General features: G+C 68.6%; 20 protein-coding genes, 3 rRNA genes and 1 pseudogene. 10 read left to right on the top strand and 14 right to left on the bottom strand.

Translation table 11 applies throughout. The features are described 5' to 3' along the window. Positions 1–2: 2 nt before the first annotated feature. Positions 3–260, bottom strand: coding sequence for a hypothetical protein (locus O7610_RS05425; protein ID WP_281554641.1), 258 nt, complete (start codon positions 258–260; stop codon positions 3–5). Beyond that, complete coding sequence (locus O7610_RS05420; RefSeq protein ID WP_281554640.1) at positions 257–745, bottom strand: phasin family protein; 489 nt, start codon at positions 743–745, stop codon at positions 257–259. Before O7610_RS05420 ends, O7610_RS05425 begins: the two co-directional genes overlap by 4 nt. A gap of 145 nt (positions 746–890) precedes the next feature. On the opposite strand from O7610_RS05420, the gene O7610_RS05415 reads away from it, so the two are divergent. Then, positions 891–1,229: an SCP2 sterol-binding domain-containing protein gene (locus O7610_RS05415; RefSeq protein ID WP_281554639.1), complete on the top strand. Its 339-nt coding sequence runs from the start codon at positions 891–893 to the stop codon at positions 1,227–1,229. A 104-nt stretch (positions 1,230–1,333) separates the two neighbouring features. Here the strand turns inward: O7610_RS05415 and O7610_RS05410 are convergent, their stop codons facing one another. Both O7610_RS05410 and O7610_RS05405 read right to left on the bottom strand, forming a co-directional pair. After that, on the bottom strand, positions 1,334–2,374 hold the full coding sequence (locus O7610_RS05410; protein WP_281554638.1) for an HAD-IIA family hydrolase: 1,041 nt from the start codon (positions 2,372–2,374) through the stop codon (positions 1,334–1,336). A 2-nt stretch (positions 2,375–2,376) separates the two neighbouring features. Next, positions 2,377–3,045 (bottom strand): annotated as a pseudogene (locus O7610_RS05405) (tetratricopeptide repeat protein); the annotation flags it as partial. Between the two features lie 51 nt (positions 3,046–3,096). Here O7610_RS05405 and O7610_RS05400 point away from each other — a divergent pair. Next, positions 3,097–3,783 carry a hypothetical protein gene (locus O7610_RS05400; RefSeq protein WP_281554637.1) on the top strand — a complete coding sequence of 229 codons (687 nt, stop codon included), beginning with the start codon at positions 3,097–3,099 and terminating at the stop codon, positions 3,781–3,783. Between the two features lie 503 nt (positions 3,784–4,286). On the opposite strand, the gene rrf is transcribed toward O7610_RS05400, so the two are convergent. From rrf to tyrS, 4 genes are all read right to left on the bottom strand, one after another. Next, a 5S ribosomal RNA gene (gene rrf / locus O7610_RS05395) occupies positions 4,287–4,403 on the bottom strand. Between the two features lie 71 nt (positions 4,404–4,474). Continuing rightward, positions 4,475–7,580 (bottom strand): 23S ribosomal RNA (locus O7610_RS05390). A gap of 356 nt (positions 7,581–7,936) precedes the next feature. Then, a 16S ribosomal RNA gene (locus tag O7610_RS05385) occupies positions 7,937–9,453 on the bottom strand. Together the 16S, 23S and 5S rRNA genes form the textbook arrangement of a ribosomal RNA operon. A 662-nt stretch (positions 9,454–10,115) precedes the next feature. Beyond that, on the bottom strand, positions 10,116–11,399 hold the full coding sequence (tyrS, locus tag O7610_RS05380; protein ID WP_281554636.1) for a tyrosine--tRNA ligase: 1,284 nt from the start codon (positions 11,397–11,399) through the stop codon (positions 10,116–10,118). A 227-nt stretch (positions 11,400–11,626) separates the two neighbouring features. Here tyrS and O7610_RS05375 point away from each other — a divergent pair, with 227 nt between their 5' ends. Continuing rightward, positions 11,627–12,130: an OsmC family protein gene (locus O7610_RS05375; protein WP_281554635.1), complete on the top strand. Its 504-nt coding sequence runs from the start codon at positions 11,627–11,629 to the stop codon at positions 12,128–12,130. A 124-nt stretch (positions 12,131–12,254) separates the two neighbouring features. Next, on the top strand, positions 12,255–13,289 hold the full coding sequence (locus O7610_RS05370; protein WP_281554634.1) for an App1 family protein phosphatidate phosphatase: 1,035 nt from the start codon (positions 12,255–12,257) through the stop codon (positions 13,287–13,289). 37 nt (positions 13,290–13,326) lie between these two features. On the opposite strand, the gene O7610_RS05365 is transcribed toward O7610_RS05370, so the two are convergent. After that, entirely contained in the window at positions 13,327–13,500 is a 174-nt protein-coding gene (locus tag O7610_RS05365) for a hypothetical protein (RefSeq protein WP_281554633.1), read from the bottom strand. Between the two features lie 17 nt (positions 13,501–13,517). Between O7610_RS05365 and O7610_RS05360 the strand changes: the two genes are divergently transcribed. From O7610_RS05360 to O7610_RS05350, 3 genes are all read left to right on the top strand, one after another. After that, entirely contained in the window at positions 13,518–14,318 is an 801-nt protein-coding gene (locus tag O7610_RS05360) for a hypothetical protein (protein WP_281554632.1), read from the top strand. 122 nt (positions 14,319–14,440) lie between these two features. Next, positions 14,441–15,022: a hypothetical protein gene (locus tag O7610_RS05355; protein WP_281554631.1), complete on the top strand. Its 582-nt coding sequence runs from the start codon at positions 14,441–14,443 to the stop codon at positions 15,020–15,022. Positions 15,023–15,103: 81 nt separating this feature from the next. After that, entirely contained in the window at positions 15,104–15,760 is a 657-nt protein-coding gene (locus O7610_RS05350) for a TRM11 family SAM-dependent methyltransferase (RefSeq protein WP_281554630.1), read from the top strand. Here the strand turns inward: O7610_RS05350 and O7610_RS05345 are convergent. Next, positions 15,669–17,144 (bottom strand): hemolysin family protein, encoded by a 1,476-nt coding sequence (locus tag O7610_RS05345; RefSeq protein ID WP_289213567.1) that lies wholly within the window; start codon positions 17,142–17,144, stop codon positions 15,669–15,671. The genes O7610_RS05350 and O7610_RS05345 overlap by 92 nt on opposite strands. A 215-nt stretch (positions 17,145–17,359) precedes the next feature. On the opposite strand from O7610_RS05345, the gene O7610_RS05340 reads away from it, so the two are divergent. After that, positions 17,360–18,190: a sulfotransferase family protein gene (locus O7610_RS05340; RefSeq protein ID WP_281554629.1), complete on the top strand. Its 831-nt coding sequence runs from the start codon at positions 17,360–17,362 to the stop codon at positions 18,188–18,190. Here the strand turns inward: O7610_RS05340 and O7610_RS05335 are convergent. Beyond that, the gene (locus O7610_RS05335) at positions 18,166–19,488 is read right to left on the bottom strand and encodes a tetratricopeptide repeat protein (RefSeq protein WP_281554628.1); all 1,323 of its coding nucleotides are present in this window, start codon (positions 19,486–19,488) and stop codon (positions 18,166–18,168) included. The two genes, O7610_RS05340 and O7610_RS05335, sit on opposite strands and share 25 nt — an antisense overlap. Before the next feature lie 266 nt (positions 19,489–19,754). Here O7610_RS05335 and O7610_RS05330 point away from each other — a divergent pair, with 266 nt between their 5' ends. Next, positions 19,755–20,021, top strand: a complete 267-nt coding sequence (locus O7610_RS05330) for a helix-turn-helix domain-containing protein (RefSeq protein WP_281554627.1) — start codon at positions 19,755–19,757, stop codon at positions 20,019–20,021. A 26-nt stretch (positions 20,022–20,047) separates the two neighbouring features. Here O7610_RS05330 and O7610_RS05325 read toward each other — a convergent pair whose 3' ends face one another. Further along, entirely contained in the window at positions 20,048–20,701 is a 654-nt protein-coding gene (locus O7610_RS05325) for a DNA-3-methyladenine glycosylase (protein WP_281554626.1), read from the bottom strand. Between the two features lie 53 nt (positions 20,702–20,754). Between O7610_RS05325 and O7610_RS05320 the strand changes: the two genes are divergently transcribed. Beyond that, complete coding sequence (locus O7610_RS05320; protein ID WP_281554625.1) at positions 20,755–21,090, top strand: antibiotic biosynthesis monooxygenase family protein; 336 nt, start codon at positions 20,755–20,757, stop codon at positions 21,088–21,090. Positions 21,091–21,113: 23 nt separating this feature from the next. On the opposite strand, the gene argH is transcribed toward O7610_RS05320, so the two are convergent. Both argH and O7610_RS05310 read right to left on the bottom strand, forming a co-directional pair. Continuing rightward, the gene (gene argH / locus O7610_RS05315) at positions 21,114–22,577 is read right to left on the bottom strand and encodes an argininosuccinate lyase (protein WP_281554624.1); all 1,464 of its coding nucleotides are present in this window, start codon (positions 22,575–22,577) and stop codon (positions 21,114–21,116) included. 8 nt (positions 22,578–22,585) lie between these two features. After that, a complete protein-coding gene (locus O7610_RS05310) occupies positions 22,586–23,824 on the bottom strand; it encodes an argininosuccinate synthase (RefSeq protein ID WP_281554623.1) in 1,239 nt (412 codons plus the stop codon). Positions 23,825–23,854 lie beyond the last annotated feature (30 nt).

Raw genomic sequence — 23,854 nt, 5'->3', positions numbered from 1 at the left:
GGTCAGGCCTGGTCGATGGTGGCGAGGGCTTCCTGCAGGGTTCCGTGCGCTGCTTCGAACTGGGCGATCTGGTCGGCGGGCGGCAGACCAGCGGCATTACGGACCGCCTCGATGACCGCGTCGACCGCCGGGTGCCCGGTCCGGGTGTCGGCACTGCCGTCGGTGCCGTCGACTGTGCCGTCCGCTAGCGCGATGGTCGCGACGGGTGGCGCCGGTACGACCCGGACGCCGGGTGGTGGCCCCGGTACTGGGCCGGTCACTGCCCACCTGCCGGGCCGTCCGCGGACCTGCGGCCCACCGTCTTGCTGGCCGCAGCCTTCTTCGCCACGGCTTTCTTGGCCACGGTCTTCTTCGCCACCGGCTTACTGGCCACGGCTGGTTCGGCCGACGGCGGAACCGCCGCCTCGGCCGTTGCGGCGGCGGCCGAAGCTGCAGCCACCCGGCTCCGGGCCTGTTCCATCTCGGCCTCCAGCCGGTCGATCCGGTCCCGCAGCGCCACGACCTCCTCGGCCTTGACCAGTCCCACCACACCGAGTGCCCGGTCCACCTCCACCCGCACCAGCCGGGTGAGTGACTCACGGTTCGCGGTGCCGGCCGACAGCAGGTCCTCCGCCACCGCCTGTAGCTGGGCGGCGGTCGCCCCGCCCTTGCCGACCAACGACCGCGCGGTCTGCTCGGCCTTCTTCCGGGACGCCTCGGTCAGGCCGAGGGCCAGTTCCAGGTACGCCCGCCAGGCGTCACGCATGGTCCGACTCCTTCACCGCGGAAATGTTCGGTTGACACGCTACCGGGACGCGACGCCGCAGTGCGGTACGGTGCCTGTGCGCAACACCGGTCGGCGGTGTCCGGCCGGGCCGCCGCGACCCACACGAAGCCCGGGAGGTGCGATTGTGGCCAGCGTCGACGAATGTCGGCAGGCACTGCGGGAGCTCGCCACCCGGCTCGACGGCAACGCCGACCAGGTGCGCGAACGAGTCAACCTTGACCGTACCCTCGCCTGCCGGATCACCGATCTCGGCACCGCGTTCCACGGACGGCTGACCGATGGTCGTCTTGTCGACCTCGCCGACGGGGACGACCCGAAGGCCAAGATCGCAATGAGCATCGGCAGTGACGACCTACTCGCGCTGGTCCGTGGCGACCTCGACGTAGGTCGCGCGTTGGCGGCCCGACAACTGTCGGTCAGCGCCAGCCCGTTCGACCTGCTGAAGCTCAGGAAGCTGCTGTGAACCGCCCCGCTCCGTGGCCAGGTCCGCCGGCCCGGCTCACCCGCCGACCCGGTCCCCGGTCAGCGTAGGCCGCGTCCCGCGGCGAATCACCTCAGCGCGTCGGGTCACGCCAGCGCCAGGTCACGCAGCGCCGATTCGGCTACGGCGGACCCGGATCGCACCTCGGTCACCGGGTCACCCTGCCAGGCGTGCCGGCAGAGTATCCGCAGCGCCTGCGCGCTGTCATCGCCGGTGCCGTCGAGGACGAGCACCGCCGGGCCGTGGCGGTAGGCCTGCCACCCGGCACCGTCCGTCGGGTCGTCGTCGATTGGCCGGGCGGCATCGGCCGCGAACAGGCCGGCGAGGTCCGCCGCCAGGTACGTCGGCCGGCGTGCCGGCGGGGCGGCCAGCAGTTCCCGAGCGTCGCTGATCCCGGTCAACACGAGCAGACTCGCCATGCCGGCGCGGTTCGCCCCTTCGATGTCGGTATCCAGCCGGTCACCGACCACCAGCGGCCGTTCGGCACCAGCACGCCGAGCGGTACCGACGAACAAACCCGGTTCGGGTTTGCCGACGACCTGGTCAGGCTCCCGGTTCAGCGCCGTGCGCAGCGCGGCGACCAGTGAGCCGTTACCGGGCAGTGGTCCCCGGGCACTGGGCAGGGTCCGGTCGGTGTTCGTCGCCACCCAGTCGGCACCGCCCCTGATCGCCACCGATGCCTCTGCCAGGTCGGCCCACCCGATCCCGGGGCCATACCCCTGAACCACCACCGCAGGCTTGTCATCGGCCGACGCGACCAGGGCCAACCCGGCTTCGGTGAGCTCGTCACGCAGCGCGTCCGCGCCCACCACCAGCGCCTTGGCACCTGGACCGTACTGCTGTGCCAACAGCGCGGCGGTCGCACCGGCCGAGGTCACCACCTCGTCGGCAGTTGCCGACACTCCCATGCCACTGAGCAACGCGGCGACGTCGGTCGAACGTCTGGAGGCGTTGTTCGTCGCGTACGCGACCGGCAGGCCGGCCTGCCGCAGCCGATCCACTGCCTCGACCGCCCCGGGGATGGGCCGGTCGATCAGGTAGATCACCCCGTCGAGATCAAAGATCACCAGATCGTATGCGGCGGACAGCCCACAGCGCGGAGCGGTGGCGTCGTCGGTTCGGGTCATCAGGGCCGCTCTTCTTCCGCGCTCAGGGGAGGTGAGCTGCTGGGGTGCGACGTGGCGGCCGGCTCGTCGTCGGACTCATCGTCGGACTCGTCCTCGGTTAGCAGCACGCCGTCGATCTCCAGAAGGCGCTCGGTCGCGTCGGTTGCTGCCTCCGCGTCGGCCTCGGCCGCTCGGGCGAACCACTCCCGGGCCTCGTCCTTACGCCCGGCGCTGAGCAGCGCGTCGGCGTACGCGTAGCGGAGCCGGCAGACCCAGGGGTCGGCGGACTCCACGGCCAGCTCCCGGACCTGCAGCATCGCCACCGCTGCAGCCGGCTGGCCAAGATCGCTGCGGGCACCTGCAGCCACCATCAGCAGCTCGACGGCGGCAGCGGGGTCCAAGCCGGCGCGATCCGCGCCACGGTAGATGTCGATCGCCCGCTCCGGCCGGCCGAGGGCGCGTTCGCAGTCGGCCAGTACGGCGAGGTGCGTCTGACGTCCGGTCATCCGGTGGTAGGTCCGGAGCTCAGCCACGGCGGTCTGCCACTGCCCGGCCCGGTAGGCGGCCAGCCCGACCGCTTCCCGTACCGCCGCGATGCGGGCGGCGAGCCGACGTGCCGCCAGGGCGTGGGCGAGCGCCGTCTCCGGCTCCTCGTCGAGCAGCTGGCCGGTGGCGACGAGGTGCCGGGCCACCGTGTCGGCCACTGGTCGGGCCAGCCCGAGCAGTTCGGCCCGGATCTCGGTGTGCAGATCGGTGGCGAGGATGTCGTCGGACAACTCCGGCGGCGGCGTCCGTTCGGCCGCGCGGTCGGCACCGTCCTCGTCGCGCCGACGGTACGGCGCGGCGGAGGCCTCCGGGGAACGGTCCCGTCGGAAGGGCCGGTCGGTCGGACCGTCCGTACGCCTACGGAACTGCCCCGGCGCGCCGTCGTCACGGGACCGGCCGGCGTCACCGAATCGGGGGCGCCGTTCCTCGGAGCGGGGGCTTCGCCGGTCAACCGGTCGGCCGGGGGTCGAAAAGCTGCCCGACCGGCGATCACCGTAGGAACGGTCGCGCCGCTCGTCTCCCTGCCCGGCGCGTCGGTCACCGCCCCGCTGCTCGAAGCGCCGCTCATCCCGTCCCCGCCCAGCATCGAAGCGACGCTCACCGTCGGCATGCTGTGCGCGAGGTCCCCCGGCCCGGAACCCGCCACGGTCGGGCCGACGGTCGCCACCGTCCCCACCCGTGGTCCGGCGGTCGCCGCGGAAGCCGCGGTCGTCGCGGGGCCCGCTGCGGCGGCCGTCGTCGGCCCGGTGCCCACGGTCGCCGCGGAAACCGCCGGTTCGGTCCCCCGCAGCGCCACCGGGTTCCCCTCGGCCGCCCCGGCGGTCGTCGTCACGGCGGCTGGCCGGCTCCCAGTCGCCGCGTCGGTCCCGGTGCGGCGCCCGTGATGCGCTGTCATCGCGTCGCCGGAAACCGCCATCGTCGCGGCGGCGGAAACCGGACGGTTCGCGGCCTGAGCCGGACTCGTCGCGGCGCACGTAGCCACGGTCACGGCCGCCGGCCCTGCGGTCGTCGGGCTGTCGGCGGTCACTGTCCCAACCGCCCCGGCGGCGGTCACCGTCGTTACCGGTGGCACCACTTCGACGCTCGTCGGGGAACGGTTGCCGGCGGTCGGAACGGAACTGCCCCGCACCGCGCTCACCACCGCGCCGCCCGGTGTCGTGGCCGTCCCGGCGCGGGGTCTGGTCGCCACGGTCGGCTCGGCTGCCGCCGTAGCCGCGGCTGGAGCCGCCGGCACGACCGGATCGTTCGTCGGCGCGCCGAGGTCGGTCGCCATCCTGCCCAGTTGGGTTCACGACTCCATCCTCCCTGATGCCGCCCAACCGAAGTACGGCGGGCAGACACAGTTGAGGGCCGCTCCCCGCAGGGAGCGGCCCTCAACTGTAAAGATGTCCGGCGGTGACCTACTCTCCCACACCCTCACGAGTGCAGTACCATCGGCGCTGGAGAGCTTAGCTACCGGGTTCGGAATGTAACCGGGCGTTTCCCCTCCGCCATAACCGCCGTAACCCTAACAACAAACCAAACACACACAAGTGTTCGTTTGCCCAGAATCACACAGTGGACGCGTACATCTTCGAAGTCAAGTCCTCGGCCTATTAGTACCGGTCAACTGAACCAGTTACCTGGCTTACATCTCCGGCCTATCAACCCAGTCATCTACTGGGAGCCTTACCCCACAAAGTGGGTGGGACACCTCATCTTGAAGCGAGCTTCCCGCTTAGATGCTTTCAGCGGTTATCCCTTCCGAACGTAGCCAACCAGCCGTGCCCCTGGCGGGACAACTGGCACACCAGAGGTTCGTCCGTCCCGGTCCTCTCGTACTAGGGACAGCCCTTCTCAAGTATCCTACGCGCGCGGCGGATAGGGACCGAACTGTCTCACGACGTTCTAAACCCAGCTCGCGTACCGCTTTAATGGGCGAACAGCCCAACCCTTGGGACCTGCTACAGCCCCAGGATGCGACGAGCCGACATCGAGGTGCCAAACCATCCCGTCGATATGGACTCTTGGGGAAGATCAGCCTGTTATCCCCGGGGTACCTTTTATCCGTTGAGCGACACCGCTTCCACACGCAAGTGCCGGATCACTAGTCCCGACTTTCGTCCCTGCTCGACCTGTCAGTCTCACAGTCAAGCTCCCTTGTGCACTTACACTCAACACCTGATTGCCAACCAGGATGAGGGAACCTTTGGGCGCCTCCGTTACCCTTTAGGAGGCAACCGCCCCAGTTAAACTACCCACCAGACACTGTCCCTGAACCGGATCACGGTCCGAAGTTAGAAACCCAAATCAACCAGAGTGGTATTTCAACAACGACTCCACCGATACTGGCGTACCAGCTTCACAGTCTCCCACCTATCCTACACAAGCTAATTCGAGTACCAATGTCAAGCTATAGTAAAGGTCCCGGGGTCTTTCCGTCCTGCCGCGCGTAACGAGCATCTTTACTCGTAATGCAATTTCGCCGGGCCTGTGGTTGAGACAGTAGGAAAGTCGTTACGCCATTCGTGCAGGTCGGAACTTACCCGACAAGGAATTTCGCTACCTTAGGATGGTTATAGTTACCACCGCCGTTTACTGGCGCTTAAGTTCTCAGCTTCGCCCCGAAGAGCTAACCGGTCCCCTTAACGTTCCAGCACCGGGCAGGCGTCAGTCCATATACATCGAATTACTTCTTCGCATGGACCTGTGTTTTTAGTAAACAGTCGCTTTCCCCTGGTCTCTGCGGCCATACAACGCTCCACCCGAAAAGAGCTTCACGTCTCCGGCCCCCCTTCTCCCTAAGTTACGGGGGCAATTTGCCGAGTTCCTTAACCACAGTTCGCCCGATCGCCTCGGTATTCTCTACCTGACCACCTGTGTCGGTTTGGGGTACGGGCCGCTAGAAGCTCGCTAGAGGCTTTTCTCGGCAGCATAGGATCACTGACTTCACCTGAATCGGCTCGGCATCACGTCTCAGCCTCACGCACCACGGATTTACCTATGATGCAGCCTACACGCTTACCCCGGCACAACCACCGGCCGGGATCAGCTACCTTCCTGCGTCACCCCATCGCTTGACTACTACCCGCCAGGTTCCCGCGCTCCCTCAGATCAGTCCGAAAACCTCACCAAGTTCGGGCAGTTAGCACAACGAGGTTCATCATGGGCGCTCCTTCGCGGGTACGGGAATATCAACCCGTTGTCCATCGACTACGCCTCTCGGCCTCGCCTTAGGTCCCGACTCACCCAGGGCGGATTAGCCTGGCCCTGGAACCCTTGGTCATCCGGCGGAAGGGTTTCTCACCCTTCTTTCGCTACTCATGCCTGCATTCTCACTCGTGCCGCGTCCACAGCTGGGTCACCCCGCTGCTTCACCCCCGGCACGACGCTCCCCTACCCATCCACACACCTGCACCAACCCAAAAAAGGATCAGCGAAGTACACGCGTGAATGCCACAGCTTCGGCGGTGTGCTTGAGCCCCGCTACATTGTCGGCGCGGAACCACTTGACCAGTGAGCTATTACGCACTCTTTAAAGGGTGGCTGCTTCTAAGCCAACCTCCTGGTTGTCTAAGCGACCCCACATCCTTTTCCACTTAGCACACGCTTAGGGGCCTTAGCTGGTGATCTGGGCTGTTTCCCTCTCGACTACGAAGCTTATCCCCCGCAGTCTCACTGCCGCGCTCTCACTTACCGGCATTCGGAGTTTAGCTGATTTCGGTAAGCTTGTAGGCCCCCTAGACCATCCAGTGCTCTACCTCCGGCAAGAAACACGCGACGCTGCACCTAAATGCATTTCGGGGAGAACCAGCTATCACGGAGTTTGATTGGCCTTTCACCCCTAACCACAGGTCATCCCCCAACTTTTCAACGTTGGTGGGTTCGGCCCTCCACGCGGTCTTACCCGCGCTTCAGCCTGCCCATGGCTAGATCACTCCGCTTCGGGTCTAGAACATGCGACTCAAACGCCCTCTTCAGACTCGCTTTCGCTACGGCTACCCCACACGGGTTAACCTCGCCACATGCCACTAACTCGCAGGCTCATTCTTCAAAAGGCACGCCGTCACCCCGAAAGGCTCCGACGGATTGTAGGCGAACGGTTTCAGGTACTATTTCACTCCCCTCCCGGGGTACTTTTCACCATTCCCTCACGGTACTCGTCCGCTATCGGTCACTAGGAAGTATTTAGGCTTACCAGGTGGTCCTGGCAGATTCACGGCAGATTTCAGGGGTCCGCCGCTACTCGGGAACATCCACAGAAGACCAGAAGTTTTCACCTACCGGACTATCACCGTCTACGGCTGGCTTTTCCACACCATTCAGCTAACAACTGGCTTTATCACTTCTCGACCGAATGTCAGTCCGATCAGCAGAGTCCCACAACCCCGACCACGCAACCCCTGACAGGTATCACACGCAGCCGGTTTAGCCTCATCCGCTTTCGCTCGCCACTACTCACGGAATCACTATTGTTTTCTCTTCCTGCGGGTACTGAGATGTTTCACTTCCCCGCGTTCCCTCCACACACCCTATGAGTTCAGGTGCAGGTGACACCACATGACTGATGCCAGGTTTCCCCATTCGGACACCCTGGGATCACAGCTCGGTTGACAGCTCCCCCAGGCCTATCGCGGCCTCCCACGTCCTTCATCGGCTCCTAGTGCCAAGGCATCCACCGTTCGCCCTTGACAACTTGACCACAAAGATGCTCGCGTCCACTGTGTAATTCTCAACAAACGACCAACCCGCAACCCCCAGCCCCACACCAGCACCACCACACACGATGGCCGGTATGCAAGACCAGGCCGCGCCTGGCACCAGAGACAACAACCCACCACGTGGCCTGTTCCCTCAGGACCCAACAGGATGCCCACCATCCACACCAGCCGCACCAACACCACCCTCCACACCCCCACCCGAAAGCAGAAGCAGTACTAGCAGCATCAGCCGTTGCCGACACGAACTCACCAGTGTCTCCGCCAAATGAGCACCCCCACCCCACACTCGGAGGCGGCAGGCTCCCTACCCGACCTTCGCCGGGAGAGCGCTCCTTAGAAAGGAGGTGATCCAGCCGCACCTTCCGGTACGGCTACCTTGTTACGACTTCGTCCCAATCGCCAGCCCCACCTTCGACAGCTCCCTCCCACAAGGGGTTGGGCCACCGGCTTCGGGTGTTGCCGACTTTCGTGACGTGACGGGCGGTGTGTACAAGGCCCGGGAACGTATTCACCGCAGCGTTGCTGATCTGCGATTACTAGCGACTCCGACTTCACGGGGTCGAGTTGCAGACCCCGATCCGAACTGAGACCGGCTTTTTGGGATTCGCTCCACCTCACGGTATCGCAGCCCATTGTACCGGCCATTGTAGCATGCGTGAAGCCCTGGACATAAGGGGCATGATGACTTGACGTCATCCCCACCTTCCTCCGAGTTGACCCCGGCAGTCTTCGATGAGTCCCCGCCATAACGCGCTGGCAACATCGAACAAGGGTTGCGCTCGTTGCGGGACTTAACCCAACATCTCACGACACGAGCTGACGACAGCCATGCACCACCTGTGACCGCCCCCGAAGGACCCCACATCTCTGCAGGTTTTGCGGCCATGTCAAACCCAGGTAAGGTTCTTCGCGTTGCATCGAATTAATCCGCATGCTCCGCCGCTTGTGCGGGCCCCCGTCAATTCCTTTGAGTTTTAGCCTTGCGGCCGTACTCCCCAGGCGGGGCGCTTAATGCGTTAGCTGCGGCACAGAGAACCGGAGAGGCCCCCCACACCTAGCGCCCAACGTTTACAGCGTGGACTACCAGGGTATCTAATCCTGTTCGCTCCCCACGCTTTCGCTCCTCAGCGTCAGTATCGGCCCAGAGACCCGCCTTCGCCACCGGTGTTCCTCCTGATATCTGCGCATTTCACCGCTACACCAGGAATTCCAGTCTCCCCTACCGAACTCTAGCCTGCCCGTATCGACTGCAAGCCCATAGTTGAGCTGTGGGTTTTCACAGTCGACGCGACAAGCCGCCTACGAGCTCTTTACGCCCAATAAATCCGGACAACGCTCGCGCCCTACGTCTTACCGCGGCTGCTGGCACGTAGTTGGCCGGCGCTTCTTCTGCAGGTACCGTCACTTACGCTTCGTCCCTGCTGAAAGAGGTTTACAACCCGAAGGCCGTCATCCCTCACGCGGCGTCGCTGCATCAGGCTTCCGCCCATTGTGCAATATTCCCCACTGCTGCCTCCCGTAGGAGTCTGGGCCGTGTCTCAGTCCCAGTGTGGCCGGTCGCCCTCTCAGGCCGGCTACCCGTCGTCGCCTTGGTAGGCCATCACCCCACCAACAAGCTGATAGGCCGCGAGCCCATCCCAAGCCGAAAAACTTTCCACACACCACCATGCGGCAGCATGTAATATCCGGTATTAGCCCCGGTTTCCCGGGGTTATCCCAAAGCCTGGGGCAGGTTGCTCACGTGTTACTCACCCGTTCGCCGCTCGAGTACCCCGAAGGGCCTTTCCGCTCGACTTGCATGTGTTAAGCACGCCGCCAGCGTTCGTCCTGAGCCAGGATCAAACTCTCCAACAAAAACTTGTGAAGAAATCAAACCCGGCATTATAAAATGCCAAGGAATCACCAACCAGAAAACCACCACAAACGCAGCAGTCAACCAGCCGGGAACCAAACAAACTTTGGCACTGGCTTATCAAGCACCCTGTTGAGTTCTCAAAGAACAAACACACACCAGCAGAACCACCCACACCAAGCAGGCAACCCCACCAGGGCCATCCGTCCCACCCGACTTCCGCCGGGCACTTTTACTACCTTACTCCGACTCTTTCGCCCCGTCAACCCGGGTTTTTCCGGATCGTGGTGCTTCGTGCCGGTTTGACCACCTGGTCGAGCGCGCCGTGTTACCCGTGCGTTCGAACCTGGTTTTGCAGGCCGGCCGCGACGTCTCCGTCGGCTCGCCCGGTGCCCTGCGGTCATCAACCCTAGCCGGTCGGTCCCGCCGCTCCAAATCGGCCCCGGCCCTGCCGGTGCGATCCTCGCGGCCCCGCCCGCCAGCTCCGCTCGGTGCGAACACCCGGACCTGGAGGTTGTCCCACAGTTCCGGCCGGTCACCTCGGCTGCGTTTGCGGCTCCGGTGTTTCCGTCCGTTCCCCTGCGGGCAGAGAGAAAGTTACGCGCCCGCCCGATCAGTCGTCAAATCGAGCGAACGCGTCCCACGTCACAACGTCGATTGACGCCTATCTGACCAGCTCAACCCCGGCAAACGTGCGCTTGCCGCGCCGCAGCACCAGGAACCGGCCGTGCAGCAGCGTCTCGGCCTGGACCACCGCCTCGACGTCCGACACCCGCTGATTGTTGAGGTAGGCGCCACCTTCGGCGATCGCCCGACGTGCCTCGTTGAGACTGCCGACAAGTCCCGACTCCTTCAACAACGCTGCCACCGCCGGCATCTCGCCGGTCACCGTCAGCAGGCCTGCCTCCCGCAATGCGGCGTGCAAGGTCTCCGGAGCCAGTTCGTCCAGCGACCCTCGGCCGAACAAGGCCTGGCTCGCGGCCACCGCCTGGGCTGCCTCCGCCGGACCGTGCACCAGCGCGGTGAGCTCCTCGGCCAACGCCCGTTGGGCGATCCGCGAAGCCGGCCGGGCCGCCGACTCCCGCTCCAGTTCGGCTATCGTCTCGCGATCCCGGAAGCTGAAGTAGCGCAGGTAGCGCCCGACGTCGCGGTCGTCGACGTTGACCCAGAACTGGTAGAAGGCGTACGGGCTGGTCAGCGCGGCGTCCAACCAGACCGCGCCACCCTCGGTCTTGCCGAACTTGGTGCCGTCCGACCGGGTGACCAGCGGCGTCGTGAAAGCGTGCACCGGGCCGGCTCCACGCCGGCGCACGTAGTCGACCCCTGCGGTGATGTTGCCCCACTGATCGGAGCCGCCGAACTGCAGCAGGCAACCGTGCCGCCGGTGCAGCTCAAAGAAGTCGTTCGCCTGCAGCAGCTGGTAGCTGAACTCGGTGAAGCTGATGCCGCTGTCCAACCGGGCCCGGACCACCTCACGGGCGAGCATCCGGTTGACCGGAAAGTGCTTGCCCACGTCCCGGAGGAACTCGACGACCGACATCGGCCCGGTCCAGTCCAGGTTGTTGACCGCCTGCGCCGCGACCGGCCCGGTGAACGAGACGAACGGCGCGAGCTGGTCGCGGATCCGGTCGACCCAGCCCGCCACCACCTCGGGCGGATTCAGGTTACGCTCACCGCCCTCCTTCGGGTCCCCGATCTGCCCGGTGGCCCCACCGACCAGCAGCAGCGGCCGGTGTCCGGCAAGTTGCAGCCGACGGGCGGTGAGCACCTGAACCAGGTGGCCCACATGCAGGCTGGGGGCCGTCGGATCGAAGCCGACGTAGAAGGTGGTCGGGTCGCGCAGCTGCCGGCCCAGTTCGGTCACATCCGTGGCATCCTGGATCAGGCCTCGCCAACGCAGCTCGTCCAGCACGTCGGGCGTACCGGCCGGGTCTTGTTCGTCCGTCACGGCGCGATTGTCCCTCATCGCGGACCAGCACGGACATCCGGTTTCCGACCTGCGGCGCAGGTCGGACCGAGCCCGCGAGCCCATCGGGACATGTCGTTGACCGGCGTTGGCCGGGCAGGGCGTCCGGCCCGCCGGGCAGGGCCGCCCGGCTCTGACCGGCCGACCGCCGGACGGGGTGCAATGAGAGTGCCGGCAGGGCGGTCGAGCGCCGGCAGAGGGAGCTGACGGTGAACACCATCGAGTCGACGACCGAGCAGCGCGACAGCCGGCAGCCGGTCCCGGTCCCGGTCCCGGTCGAGCCGACCGGATCGATTGGTCAGCCGGCGAAGCAGCCCGGGCTGACCGTACGGCACGTCGACGGCGAGCGGTACGCGGTGCAGGTCCGTGGCCACCAGATCATGGTCGACCAGCCGGTCAGCGGCGGCGGCTCGGACAGCGCACCGACGCCGGTCGAATTGTTCGTCGCCGCGCTCGCGTCGTGTGTGGCGTACTACGCCGGCCGCTACCTGGTCCGGCACGGGCTGTCCCGGGACGGGCTCGCCGTCGGTGCCCGGTACGTGATGGCGGCCGACCGGCCGGCCCGGGTGGCCGCGGTGCGGATCGAGCTGAGCGTTCCGGACGAACTGCCGGCCGGACGCCGGGCGGCGCTACGGGCCGTCGCCGCGCACTGCACGGTGCACAACAGTTTGCTCGACCCACCCGAGGTGGAGATCGAACTGGCCGCTACCTGACCTGAGGCGAGGACGCCGGATCGGCCGGTGTCGGCGGCGACACCGGCCGGCTGAGCGGGTTTCGCGTGGTCGATCACCACGCCGTGCCCGCAACGGGCGGCTGTGGCAGGGTGGCACCGTGGCGATGACACCCGTGAGCCCGGCGGCGCGTGGCGCCCACCGAGCCGTCCGGCTCGAGGATGCCATCCACGCCCTGTTGGAACGCCGGCTGCGGCGACGAGGTTGGGATCTCACGCTCATTCCGTACACCGGCTACGGGGCGCCGGGCTGGGTCCGGGTGATGGCGCGGGTGCTGCTGGGTCGGCCGGATCCCCCGCATCGGCGGGCGAAGAAGGTACGGGGCTGGCGCAGTTTCGCCACCCTGCCGGTCAAGGACGCGCCGGTGGTGATCGAGGCCGGCGGCAAGCGGCACGAGGTCCAGGCTGACCGGGGCGGGTTCGTGGACACCGTCGTGCCGGCCGATCTGGAGCCCGGCTGGACATCGGTACGGCTGCACAGCGGTGACTCCGAGCCGGTCGACGCGCCGGTACGCATCGTCGACCCGCAGGTCCGGTTCGGCATCATCTCCGACATCGATGACACGGTCATGGTGACCGCGCTGCCCCGGCCGATGTTGGCGGCGTGGAACACGTTCGTGTTGGACGAGCACGCCCGAGCCTCGGTCGCCGGAATGGCGGTGCTGTACGAACGCCTGGTCACCGCGCATCCGGGTGCGCCGGTGCTCTACCTGTCCACCGGTGCCTGGAACGTCGCGCCGACTTTGCGCCGGTTCCTGTCCCGGCATCTCTACCCGGCCGGCCCGCTGCTGCTGACGGACTGGGGTCCGACCACCGAACGGTGGTTCCGCAGCGGTCGGGACCACAAGCGCGCCAGCCTGGCCCGGTTGGCGGAGGAGTTCCCGCAGATCCGCTGGCTGCTGGTGGGCGACGACGGGCAGCACGACCCGGAGATCTACGCCGAGTTCGCGGCGCAGCATCCGGACAGTCTGGCGGCGGTGGCGATCCGTCGGCTCTCGCCGACGCAGGCGGTCCTGGCCGGCAATCTGCCGGCACCGGCCGGTGAGACCTCCAGGGCGGCCGGGCCGGGTGGCCGGCGGTGGTTGTCCGCGCCCGACGGCGCCGGCCTGGCGCACCTGCTGCGCGAGGCGCGACTGCTGTGACCGGTCAGCCGAGCCGTCGGCTCGGCTGACCGGTCACTCAGGTTGAGGGCGGGGCGTCCGCTGGCCCGGCCTCGACGAGCCGCTGTCGGAGCCGGTCACGGATCTGTTCCGCCGTGTAGGCCCGACGGCGTCGTTCGGCCCGGACGACGACCGCTCCGGTCGCGGCGACCCCGACGAACGCGGCCAGGCCCACTACCTTCCACCAACGCATCCGCCTAGGGTAGTCGAGTGACCGGCGAACCACTCTCCCTCGACGCGGCGGTCGAACTGACCCGCACCGGTGACCTGTGGCTGTTCCGCGGGCGAACGATGCCCGACCGGGCGATCCAGATGACCACGAACAGCCCGGTGAACCATGTGGGGATGGCGGTGGTGATCGAAGATCTCCCGCCGCTGCTGTGGCACGCCGAGCTCGGGCGGTCACTGCCGGACATGTGGTCGGGCACCCACCACAGAGGTGTGCAGCTGCACGACCTGCGCGAGGCGGTCACGGTCTGGGCACGGCGCTACGGTCAGCGGGCCTGGCTGCGGCAGTTGGAGCCGCCCGCCGACAGCGCGATGGAGGATGCCGTGCTACGGACCGTCGCCCGGTTGGACGGCACCCCGTTCCCCTCCACCGCCGCGCTGGCCTGGCGGTGGCTGCGGGGTCGTGCCCCGTCGGTACGGCGGGCGCCGCTGGCCGGCGCGGTACGCGAACGGTTGGCCACCTGGTTGCCGCCGGTTGGTCGGGGCACGGCCGGTGCCGAAGCAGCCGAGGCAGCCGAGGTGTCGGGCGGCGCCGAACTGTCGGCTGACAGTGCCGCCGGCCGGACGGATCTGGAAAGTGTCTACTGCGCCGAGGTGGTCGCGGTGACCTACGAGGCGATGGGGCTGCTGCCAACGGGCCGGCGCACCAACTGGTACGACCCGGGCCGGTTCTGGAGCGGTGACCGACTCCGGCTGAGCGACGGTGCGCAGCTCGGTGTGGAGATCGCGGTCCGGGTTCCGCCGGCGACAGTCGGACGGCGGGCCGCCGACGCATCGGGATGACCGGCGCCGACGACCAACCTGCGAGCGATCAACCGGCTGACGCGTCCGGCCAACCTGCGAGCGATCAGCCGGCTGACGCGTCCGGCCGGGACCGGTCCGCCCGGTGGGAACAGCGACTGGCGGTGCCGGTGCTGGTCGCGGCGCTGGCCTCGGTTCCGGCGGTGTTCCTCACCCTCGCTGGCGGGGCGCTGGCAACGGTTGGTGAGGTCCTGCACTGGGCGAGCGGAGCGGTGCTGGTCGCCGAGACCGCCGTACTGCTGGCCTTCTCCGCCGACCGGCTGGCCTGGCTGCGGCGCAACCGCGGACTGGTGACGCTGACCCTGATCGTGGTCCCGGTCACCATCCTGGCGTTGGGGCCGCTGCAGGTGTTCCGCTTGATCTACACGGTAGGCACCTTGCGGCTGGTCCGGGCCCGGCGGATCGTGCGCGCTGTGCTGGTGCTGCACGGCCGGTTCGGGCCGAGCGGGCCGTGGGCGACCGCGTTCGCCCTCGGCGCCGGCGTGCTGGTCGCCGCGTTCGTGGCGATCACGTTGGTGGATCCCACGTCCCGCTCCCGGATGCTGCTGCAGGACTGGTTCGGCTGGACTGGCAGCGGTCACGTGGTCGCGGTCTGTCTGGCCGGAGCGATCGTGTTCGGTGCCACCTGGGTGGCGCTGCGCAACCGTCGCCAGTCCGGGCAGCACGACGACGCGGCGTCGGAGTAGTCCGGCACCGTCGGAGTAGTCCGGCAGCCGCCGACGCCCGGGCGGCCGGCCGCCGCGACTGCAGCGAGGGACAATGGTCGGGTGAGACCGTGGCTGCAGCTGACCAGCGCTGACCTGATCGCCCAACTCCCGGCAGGCGAGGACCAGCAGGTGCACTTCCCGGAGGCTCTGGTCGAGGCGGTGATCGACGAGTACACCACGGCCGGGCAGGCGGTGCTCGACCCGTTCGCCGGCTACGGCACCACACTGGTGACCGCGGCGCGGATGGGTCGACGGGCGACCGGCGTGGAACTGCTGCCCGACCGGGTCGCGCTGATCCGGCAGCGGCTCGCCGGAGCGGCCGGTGCCGAGATCGTCGACGGTGACGCCCGGAAGCTGATCGGCCTGGTCGACGGGCCGTTCGACCTCTGCCTGACCTCACCGCCCTACATGGACGCGACGGACCATCCGGAGAATCCGCTCAACGCCTACGAGACCCTCGACGGTGACTACACCAGCTATCTCGACGAGATCGGTGAGGTCTTCGGTCAGGTCGCCCAGTTGCTGCGGCCGGGCGGCCACGCCGTGGTCAATGTGGCGAACATGCGGGTCGACGGTCGGGTGACCACCCTCGCCTGGGACGTGGGTCGGGTGATCCGCGCCCATCTCACTCTGCTCCAGGAGTCGTTCCTGTGTTGGGACCACCAGCCCGACTGGCTGACCGGCGACTACTGTCTGGTTTTTCAACGGCCGAGCTGAGCGGGCGGTTCTCGACGTCGGTGTGGTCGCCGTCGGTGTGGTCGCCGTCGGTGTGGTCGCCGTCGGTGTGGTCGCCGTCGGTGTGGTCGCCGTCGGTGTGGTCGCCGTCGTCCTGCGAGGATCGGCGCAGCCGTACGCCGCTGATGGCGTGGTGGTCGACGGAAGCGACGGTGAGTGCCCAGCCGTCGACCCGGACCGACTCGCCCACGTCGGTGGGGATGTGGCCGAGCCGGGCCAGCACCAGACCAGCCACGGTGGTGTAGTCGCCGTCCGGCCGGCCGGGCAAATCGACCCCGATGTCCCGCAGGTCGTGTACGGGGAAGGTCCCGGGGACCAGCATGGTGCCGTCCGGCTCGGTGCGTACCGCGCGGATGTCTCGGTCGGTTTCATCGTAGATCTCACCGACGATCTCCTCCAGCACGTCCTCCAGGGTGACGATGCCGTCGACGGCACCGCGTTCGTCGACGACCAGCGCGATGTGCTGGCGGTGGGTCTTGAACCGGCGCAATGCGTCGACCACCGGCAGCGACTCGGGCAGCAGCATGGGCGGGCGGGCGACCGCGTCGACCGGCCGGTCGTCGGGTACGCCGACCAGGTCGCGCAGGTGGATCACACCGACGGTGTCGTCCAGCATCCCGTTGCGGACTACCGGCGCACGGGAGTGACCTGAGGTGGCCAGCACGATTCGGGCCGCCTCGGCGGATGTCCCGCTGTCCAGGGTGAAGACCTCCAGCCGGGGCACCAGCACGGCGCGCAGCCGCCGGTCGGCGATCTCCAGTGCCCCGGAGATGATGGTTTGCTGCTCGGCGCTGAACGCCCGGTGACCGGCCACGATGTCGCGCAGTTCGTCCGGGCTGATCTCATCGCGGGTCGCCTTCGGGTCGCCGCCAGCGAGGCGGACCACGATGTCACTGGTGGCGCCGAGCGCCCAGACCGCCGGCCGGGCCAGGCTGGCCATCATGTCGAGGGGTCGGGCCACCGCCAGGGCCCACCGCTCGGCCCGCTGCATGGCCACCCGCTTCGGGGCCAGTTCACCGAAGACCAGTGTGACGAAGGTGAGCACCAGGGTGATCAGCACGATCGCCGCCGGCTCCGCGGCCCGGCCGAGCACGTCCAGCGCTGGCACCAGCGGCTGCGCCAGCGACACCGCAGCGGTGGCCGAGGCCAGAAACCCGGCCAGGGTGATGCCGATCTGGATGGTCGCAAGGAACCGGTTCGGGTCCTTGGCAAGCTTGGCCAGGACCCGGCCTGTCCGACGGGACCGTTCCAGCCGTTGCAGCTGGCTGTCGCGCAGTGACACCAGGGCGATCTCGCTACCGGCGAAGACCGCGTTCAGCACCACCAGGATCCCGACCAGCGCGAGTTGTGTTCCGTACCCCTGCACGTACGCACCTTCCATCGCCGCCGTCGTGACCCGGATTCCGTCGCCGGTGTGCTGCGGCCTGCTTTGCCCACCTGGGCCGAATGCGAATCCTGCCATCCGTCTGGGTTTCCGGGCCGCTCGGCCCGCCGGTCACCTGGCATCCGGCGTCGCTGTGCCCGGCCGGTGGGCGAAGACCCCTAGCATTTTCTCAGGAAGATTTCGTAGTGTCGGGTCGTATGAGCTGGAAGCATCACCTTGCCGTACGGATCGCCCGGTCGACCGGAATGCAGATCACCCGCCGGGGCGGCCGTCCCGCCTTCGTCCGCCGCCCACACCGGCTGCTACGCCAGCCGGTCTTCATTCTGTCGTCGGTCCGGTCGGGGTCGACACTGCTGCGAATGATGCTGAACAGCCACTCCTCGCTATACGCTCCGCACGAGCTGCATCTGAGCAAGTTGCGGGTGGAGTTCAGTGACCACTACATCACGGACAGCATGGGCGAGTTGGGCTGGGACGCCCAGGAGGTCACCCACCTGCTGTGGGACCGGGTGTTGGACGCGGCGTTGCAGCGCAGCGGGAAACAGGTCCTGGTCGAGAAGACTCCGCACAACGTGTTCATCTGGCCCCGGATCGCCCAGGTGTGGCCGGACGCGCGGTTCGTGTTCCTGCTACGCCACCCGGCCGCGATCATCGACTCGTGGACCAGGGCCCGACCCCAGCAGACGCCGCAGGAGGCAGTTGAAAGCGTCGGCCGGTACCTGACCAAACTAGCCGAGGCACGCCGGGTGCTTCCCGGACACACGGTCCGCTACGAGGATCTGGCCGACGATCCGACGACCGAGACCCGGCGCATCTGCGAGTTCCTCGGTCTGGAGTGGGAGCCGGACATGGTGGAGTACGGCCGATTCGACCATGGCCGGATCAAGGCCGGGCTGGGTGACTGGACCGGACGGATCCGTACCGGAACGGTCCAGCCGCCCCGGGAACTGCCGGCCGACGTGGCGCTGCCGGCTCCGCTGTTCGAGGTGGCCCAGAGCTGGGGCTACCCGGCCCGCCGGGACGACTGAAGGCCGAGGTGCACCGCGGCGGTGGCCTTGCGGAACGCCTCGACGGCGCCGACCGGATCGCCAGTGTCGGCCAGCACGTCACCGAGTTCGGCCCAGGCCCGGGACGCCTGCCGCGAGGCGCGCAGCCCGCCGAGGGTCGCGGCGGCGCCGGCGAACATCTCCCGGGAACCGGTGATGTCGCCGGCGGCCGCCAGCGCGGCGGCGAGGGCGGTCTGCGCCCGGGCCCGCTCCAGATGTGCCTGCCCGCCGAGTTCGGCCAGCGACCGCCGGGCGCTGCGCACCGCGCCGGCCGCGTCGCCGTCCAGTAGCAAGGTACGCGACAGTTCGGTCAGTACGTAGCCGCGGTCGATCCCGCCGCCGACCTCGGTGAGCTCGCGCAGCGCCCGTTCGAACGTCGTGCGGGCCTCGTCGATGCGGGGTGGCGTGTGGCTGAGCAGGATGCAGCCGTACGCGGTGAGCAGCCGGGCGGCGCTGCGTCGGTCCCGGTCCTGGCGGAAGAAGGCCAGCGCCTCCTCGGCGAGTTCCAGTGCCTCGCGGTAGCTGCCCTGTTCGCAGGCGACCTGGCTGGCGTTCCAGAGCACCGCGGCCCGGGCCCGGGGTGAGCCGATCCGGTCGGCGCGCTGCAGGCCTTCGTGGAGCAGCCGTTCGGCCTGTCTCAGGTCGCCCAGCTCGCAGTGGGCGGCTGCGACCGTGGCGAGCAGCCGGACGGCGTCCTCGGACTCCCAGGCACCGAGGCGGTCGACGCGGTCCAGGGTGCCCATCCCGACCTCGATCACCCGCTGCAGTTCGCCGAGCTCGTAGAGGCACCGGATCCAGCTGATCACCATGCCGAGCGAGGCGACGAACGCCGGGCCGTCGGGGTTGTCGCGCAGCAACGACTCGTACTGCTGGGCGGCTTCGACCAGTCGGCCCTGCTCGGCCAACGCGCGGGCCAGGCCGAGCTGCGCCTCGGTCCGGGTCAGCGGGTCCGGCGCGGCGGTGGCCAGGACGCTGCTGAACTGCCGTTCCGCCTCGGTCGGGTCTCCGGCTTCGATGGCGAGCCGACCGTACGACAGGGTCAGTGCGGCGGGCCTGGTGGCGACCGCGTCCGCTTCCCCGGCGAGCTCGGCCACCGAGCAGCCGAGGGTCTGCGCCAGCTGGCGTAGCACCTCCGGCTTGGGCGACCGGCGCCCGGCTTCGAGTAACGATATGTAGCTGACCGACAGGCTCCCCCGGGCCAGCTCCCGCTGGGTCATGTTGCGCGCGACCCGCAGGGCTCGCAGCCGTCGGGGGAAGTCCGGGTGAACTTGTTGACTCATGTCCAGCCCCCTCATCTACTACACGGAGGTTTATACCACCGTCGAGGAGTGTCGATTAAGTTGTTCCGCTTGGCGTTCGCCGTCGCGTTCGTCGCCGTGTTGGCCGGGGTCGGCGGCACGGCGGGACCGGGTGCGCTGTCCGGGTCGGTCGGGTCCGCGCGGCTGGCCGTCCTGCTGCGGAATCGAACACCAGATCCTGTCAACTCATTGACTGCCTGACAGTCAACTGCCTACTCTTCCGGAGTCAACCGCTCCGGAGGTCGCCTGTGTCCGAGCCCTCGTACCACCCCGGTCCACGGCTCTCCCAGCAGGAGACCGCAGTGCTGGTCGCCTACCTGTCCGGGCTGACCATGGTCGCCGCCGCCCGCCGCGTCGGCGTCGGTCTCGGCACCGCCAAGCAGTACCTCGAGCGGGTCAAGCGCAAGTACGCCGCCGCCGGCCGCCCCGCGCAGACGAAACTGGAGCTTGCCCGGAGGGCGGTCGAGGACGGCCTGCTGTCGTGGACGGAGCAGCCGTCGCGTCGCGCCGGCTGACGACCTGCTGCCGCACCGATCGCCCGTCATCCGGTCGCGGTCGGCGCCCCGGTCCGGCCGCCGCGCGGCCGGGGAGCGGCCCGACGGTACGCGCTGACCGTCGGCTCGCCGGCCAACCAGAAGCGCCACGGCGTGTGCGGGGCCGCGCCCACCCCCACCCGGGGACCGGTACGGACAGCTCCGGCCGGGACGGGCACCGGCGGTGGCGTCAGCGACACCGGACCGACGCCGTCGAGCAGCGACGTACCGTTCGCCGTGCCGTCCAGCCCGAGCGCGGCCATCAGCCGGGCCGGACCACGGGCCAGGTCCCGGTCCGACACCCACAGGCCACGCCGCCGCCGGGCCGACCCGTGACCCGCGACGATCTCGCCGGCCCGCAGCAGCACCGCCGCCGCCTGTCCCGGCGGGCCGGTGACCACGTTGCCGCACCAGTGCATTCCGTAGCTGAAGTAGACGTACAGGTGACCGGACGGCCCGAACATCGGGGCGTTACGCGGCGTACGGCCCCGGTGGGCGTGCGAGGCGGGGTCGGTGCCGACCCCGGCGTACGCCTCGACCTCGGTGAGCCGGACCTCGACGTCGCTGACGGCGACCCGGCAGCCCAGCAACGCGCGGGCCGCGGCGTCGACCGGTCCGGCGAGCACCGTCGCGAGATCGCCGACCGGCGCGGGTGGTCTCATGGTGCCAGCACAGCACAGCGACCCAGCACACCATCACCGCCCGGGAGCGACCGATGAGTCCCGCCGACACCCCGCCACCGCCGTACTACCTGGTGGTCTTCGCCTCCACCCGCACCGACGACGACCACGGCTACGCGGCCACCGCCCGCCGGATGGTGGAGCTCGCCGCCACGCAGCCGGGCTTCCTGGGCGTGGACAGCGCCCGGGACCCCGACGGGGTCGGCATCACCGTCTCCTACTGGCGTGACGAGGAGTCGATCGCCGCCTGGCGTCGACACGTCGAGCACCTGATCGCCCAGGCCGACGGCAGGGCCCGGTGGTACGCCAGCTTCGCGGTGCACGTGGCCCGGGTGGAACGGGCCTACCGGTTCCCGCCGCCCACCCGGTGACCCGGACCCGGCCGCCGGTTGGGTCAGCGGGGCACCACCGACTCCGCCGCCCACCGGCGCCACCCGGACAGCTGCTCCGTGACGGCGGCCAACTGGTCGGACACCGGACCGGGGCCGGTCGAGCCCGGCGTGGTCCGCACCGCGAGCGCCGACCGTACCGAGAGCACGTCCCGGACACCGGCGTCAAGGTGCTCGCTGACCAGCCGCAGATCGTCGTCGGAGACCTCGTCGAGCGCGCACTCACGGGCCGAGCAGAGCGCCACCAGCTTGCCGGTGACCTCGTGCGCGTCCCGGAACGGCACACCCTTGCGGACCAGCCAGTCCGCCACCTCGGTGGCCAGGGTGAACCCGGCCGGGGCGGCGGCTGCGAGCCGGTCCACCCGTACCGTCATGGTAGAGATCATCCCGGCCAGGGCCGGGAGCAGCAGTTGCAGGGTGTCGACGGCGTCGAACGCCGGCTCCTTGTCCTCCTGCATGTCCCGGTCGTAGGTCAGCGGCAGCCCCTTGAGCATGGTCAACACCGCCACCAGCCCGCCGACGAGGCGGCCGGACTTGCCCCGGGCCAGCTCGGCGATGTCAGCGTTCTTCTTCTGCGGCATGATCGACGACCCGGTGGCGAAGGCGTCGTCGAGCTCCACCCAGCCGAACTCCTGCGAGGTCCAGAGCACCACCTCCTCCCCCAGTCGGGACAGGTGCACCCCGACCATCGCGGTGGCGAAGAGGAACTCGGCGGCGAAGTCCCGGTCGGCGACCGCGTCCATCGAGTTGGCGAACGAGGTCCGGAACCCCAGCTCCTTGGCGACCGCTACCGGATCCAGCGGAAGGCCGGAGCCGGCCAGCGCGCCGGCACCCAACGGTGACACGGCGGTACGCGCGTCCCAGTCGCGCAACCGGTCCAGGTCACGCAGTAGTGGATGGACGTGGGCCAGCAGCCAGTGCCCGAACGTCACCGGCTGGGCGTGCTGCACGTGGGTCATCCCTGGTGCCGGAGTCTCCAGGTGCCGCTCGGCCTGCTCGACCAGAGCAGCGGCCAGCTCGACCAGCTGTGCGGCCAGGCCACGGGCGTGGTCCCGCAGATACAGCCGCAGATCGGTGGCGACCTGGTCGTTGCGGGACCGGCCGGCGCGCAGCTTGCCGCCGAGCGAGCCGAGCCGCTCCAGCAGGCCGCGTTCCAGCGCGGTGTGCACATCCTCGTCGTCCACGGTCGGCCGGAACGACCCGGAGGCGCAGGCCGCCTCCAGGTCGTCCAACGCGGCCAGCATTCGACCCAGTTCGTCCGGATCGAGCAGGCCGGCGGCGGCCAACACCCGGGCGTGTGCCCGGGAGCCGGCGATGTCGTACGGGGCCAGCCGCCAGTCGAACTGGACGCTGACCGACAACCGGGCCAGCGCCTCGGCCGGCCCGCCGGCGAAGCGGCCACCCCACAGGCTGGTGCGGTTCGGGCTGGCGGTGTTCTCGGTCAGGCTCTTGTCGTCCACAGCGACCATTGTCGGGGTCAGGCCTGCGAGCCGGGCAGCCGGGTTTGCCCGCCGGGGCCGGCGAGCCGCGTGTCGCGGGCGGTGGCCAGCCGGCTGGACAGCCCCCACAGCTGCACGAAGCCCTTCGCCTGGCTCTGGTCGAAGGTGTCACCGGTGTCGTAGGTGGCCAGGTTGAAGTCGTACAGGCTGGCCTCGGAACGCCGGCCGACGACGACCGGCCGCCCGCCGTGCAGCACCATCCGGACCTCGCCGGTGACGTGCCGCTGGGTCTCGTCGATGAACGCGTCGAGGGCCTGCTTGAGCGGGGAGAACCACAGGCCGTCGTAGACCAGCTCGCCCCAGCGCTGGTCCACGGTCCGCTTGAACCTGGCCACCTCGCGCTCCACGGTGACGTTCTCCAGCTCCTGGTGGGCGGTGATCAGCGCGATCGCGCCCGGTGCCTCGTACACCTCGCGGCTCTTGATCCCGACGAGCCGGTCCTCGACCATGTCCAGCCGCCCGATGCCCTGCGCGCCGGCCCGCCGGTTGAGCTCCACCACCGCCTGGTACGGGGTGACCGTCTCGCCGTCGACCGCCACCGGCACGCCGGCGTCGAAGGTGATGGTCACCTCGTCGGCGTCGCGCGGCGCGGCCGGGTCGGCGGTGTAGGAGTACAGGTCCTCGATCGGGGCGTTCCAGATGTCCTCCAGGAACCCGGTCTCCACCGCCCGGCCCCACAGGTTCTGGTCGATCGAGTACGGCGACTTGTGTGACACGTCGATCGGCAGCCCCTTCTCCTCGGCCAGCGCGATCGCCTTGTCCCGGGTCCAGGCGAAGTCCCGGGCCGGGGCGACCACCTTCAGCTCCGGCGCGAGCGCGCCGATTCCGACCTCGAAGCGGACCTGGTCGTTGCCCTTGCCGGTGCAGCCGTGCGACACCACGGTGCCACCGTGCTCACGGGCCGCCGCGACCAGATGCTTGACGATCAGCGGCCGGCTCAGCGCCGACACCAGCGGGTAGCGGTCCATGTAGAGGGCGTTCGCCCGCAGCGCCGGCAGGCAGAAGTCGGCGGCGAACTCGTCGCGGGCGTCGACCACCTCGGATTCGACGGCGCCGCAGTCCAGCGCCCGCTGCCGGATGACGTCCATGTCCTCGCCACCCTGGCCGACGTCGACCGCGACGGCGATCACCTCGGCGCCGAGTTCCCCGGCGAGGTACGGGATGGCGACCGAGGTGTCCAGGCCGCCGGAGTAGGCGAGTACCACCCGCTCAGTCATGATGTCGTGCTCCTCGGTTGAATGTGCGTA

Origin of the sequence: Solwaraspora sp. WMMA2065 (assembly GCF_030345075.1) — a bacterium.
In the GTDB taxonomy this organism is placed as follows: Bacteria; Actinomycetota; Actinomycetes; order Mycobacteriales; family Micromonosporaceae; genus Micromonospora_E.
Note: the sequence above shows the minus strand (reverse complement) of the source record. Positions and strands in the feature narration are given on the sequence as shown.

Excerpts from the sequence above, each read along its gene's own strand:
- O7610_RS05420 (WP_281554640.1), bottom strand. The coding sequence starts at position 745 with ATGCGTGACGCCTGGCGGGCGTACCTGGAACTGGCCCTCGGCCTGACC.
- O7610_RS05410 (WP_281554638.1), bottom strand. The coding sequence starts at position 2,374 with ATGACCCGAACCGACGACGCCACCGCTCCGCGCTGTGGGCTGTCCGCC.
- O7610_RS05370 (WP_281554634.1), top strand. The coding sequence starts at position 12,255 with ATGACACCCGTGAGCCCGGCGGCGCGTGGCGCCCACCGAGCCGTCCGG.
- O7610_RS05365 (WP_281554633.1), bottom strand. The coding sequence starts at position 13,500 with ATGCGTTGGTGGAAGGTAGTGGGCCTGGCCGCGTTCGTCGGGGTCGCC.
- O7610_RS05340 (WP_281554629.1), top strand. The coding sequence starts at position 17,360 with ATGAGCTGGAAGCATCACCTTGCCGTACGGATCGCCCGGTCGACCGGA.
- O7610_RS05335 (WP_281554628.1), bottom strand. The coding sequence starts at position 19,488 with ATGAGTCAACAAGTTCACCCGGACTTCCCCCGACGGCTGCGAGCCCTG.
- O7610_RS05325 (WP_281554626.1), bottom strand. The coding sequence starts at position 20,701 with ATGAGACCACCCGCGCCGGTCGGCGATCTCGCGACGGTGCTCGCCGGA.
- O7610_RS05320 (WP_281554625.1), top strand. The coding sequence starts at position 20,755 with ATGAGTCCCGCCGACACCCCGCCACCGCCGTACTACCTGGTGGTCTTC.
- argH (WP_281554624.1), bottom strand. The coding sequence starts at position 22,577 with ATGGTCGCTGTGGACGACAAGAGCCTGACCGAGAACACCGCCAGCCCG.
- O7610_RS05310 (WP_281554623.1), bottom strand. The coding sequence starts at position 23,824 with ATGACTGAGCGGGTGGTACTCGCCTACTCCGGCGGCCTGGACACCTCG.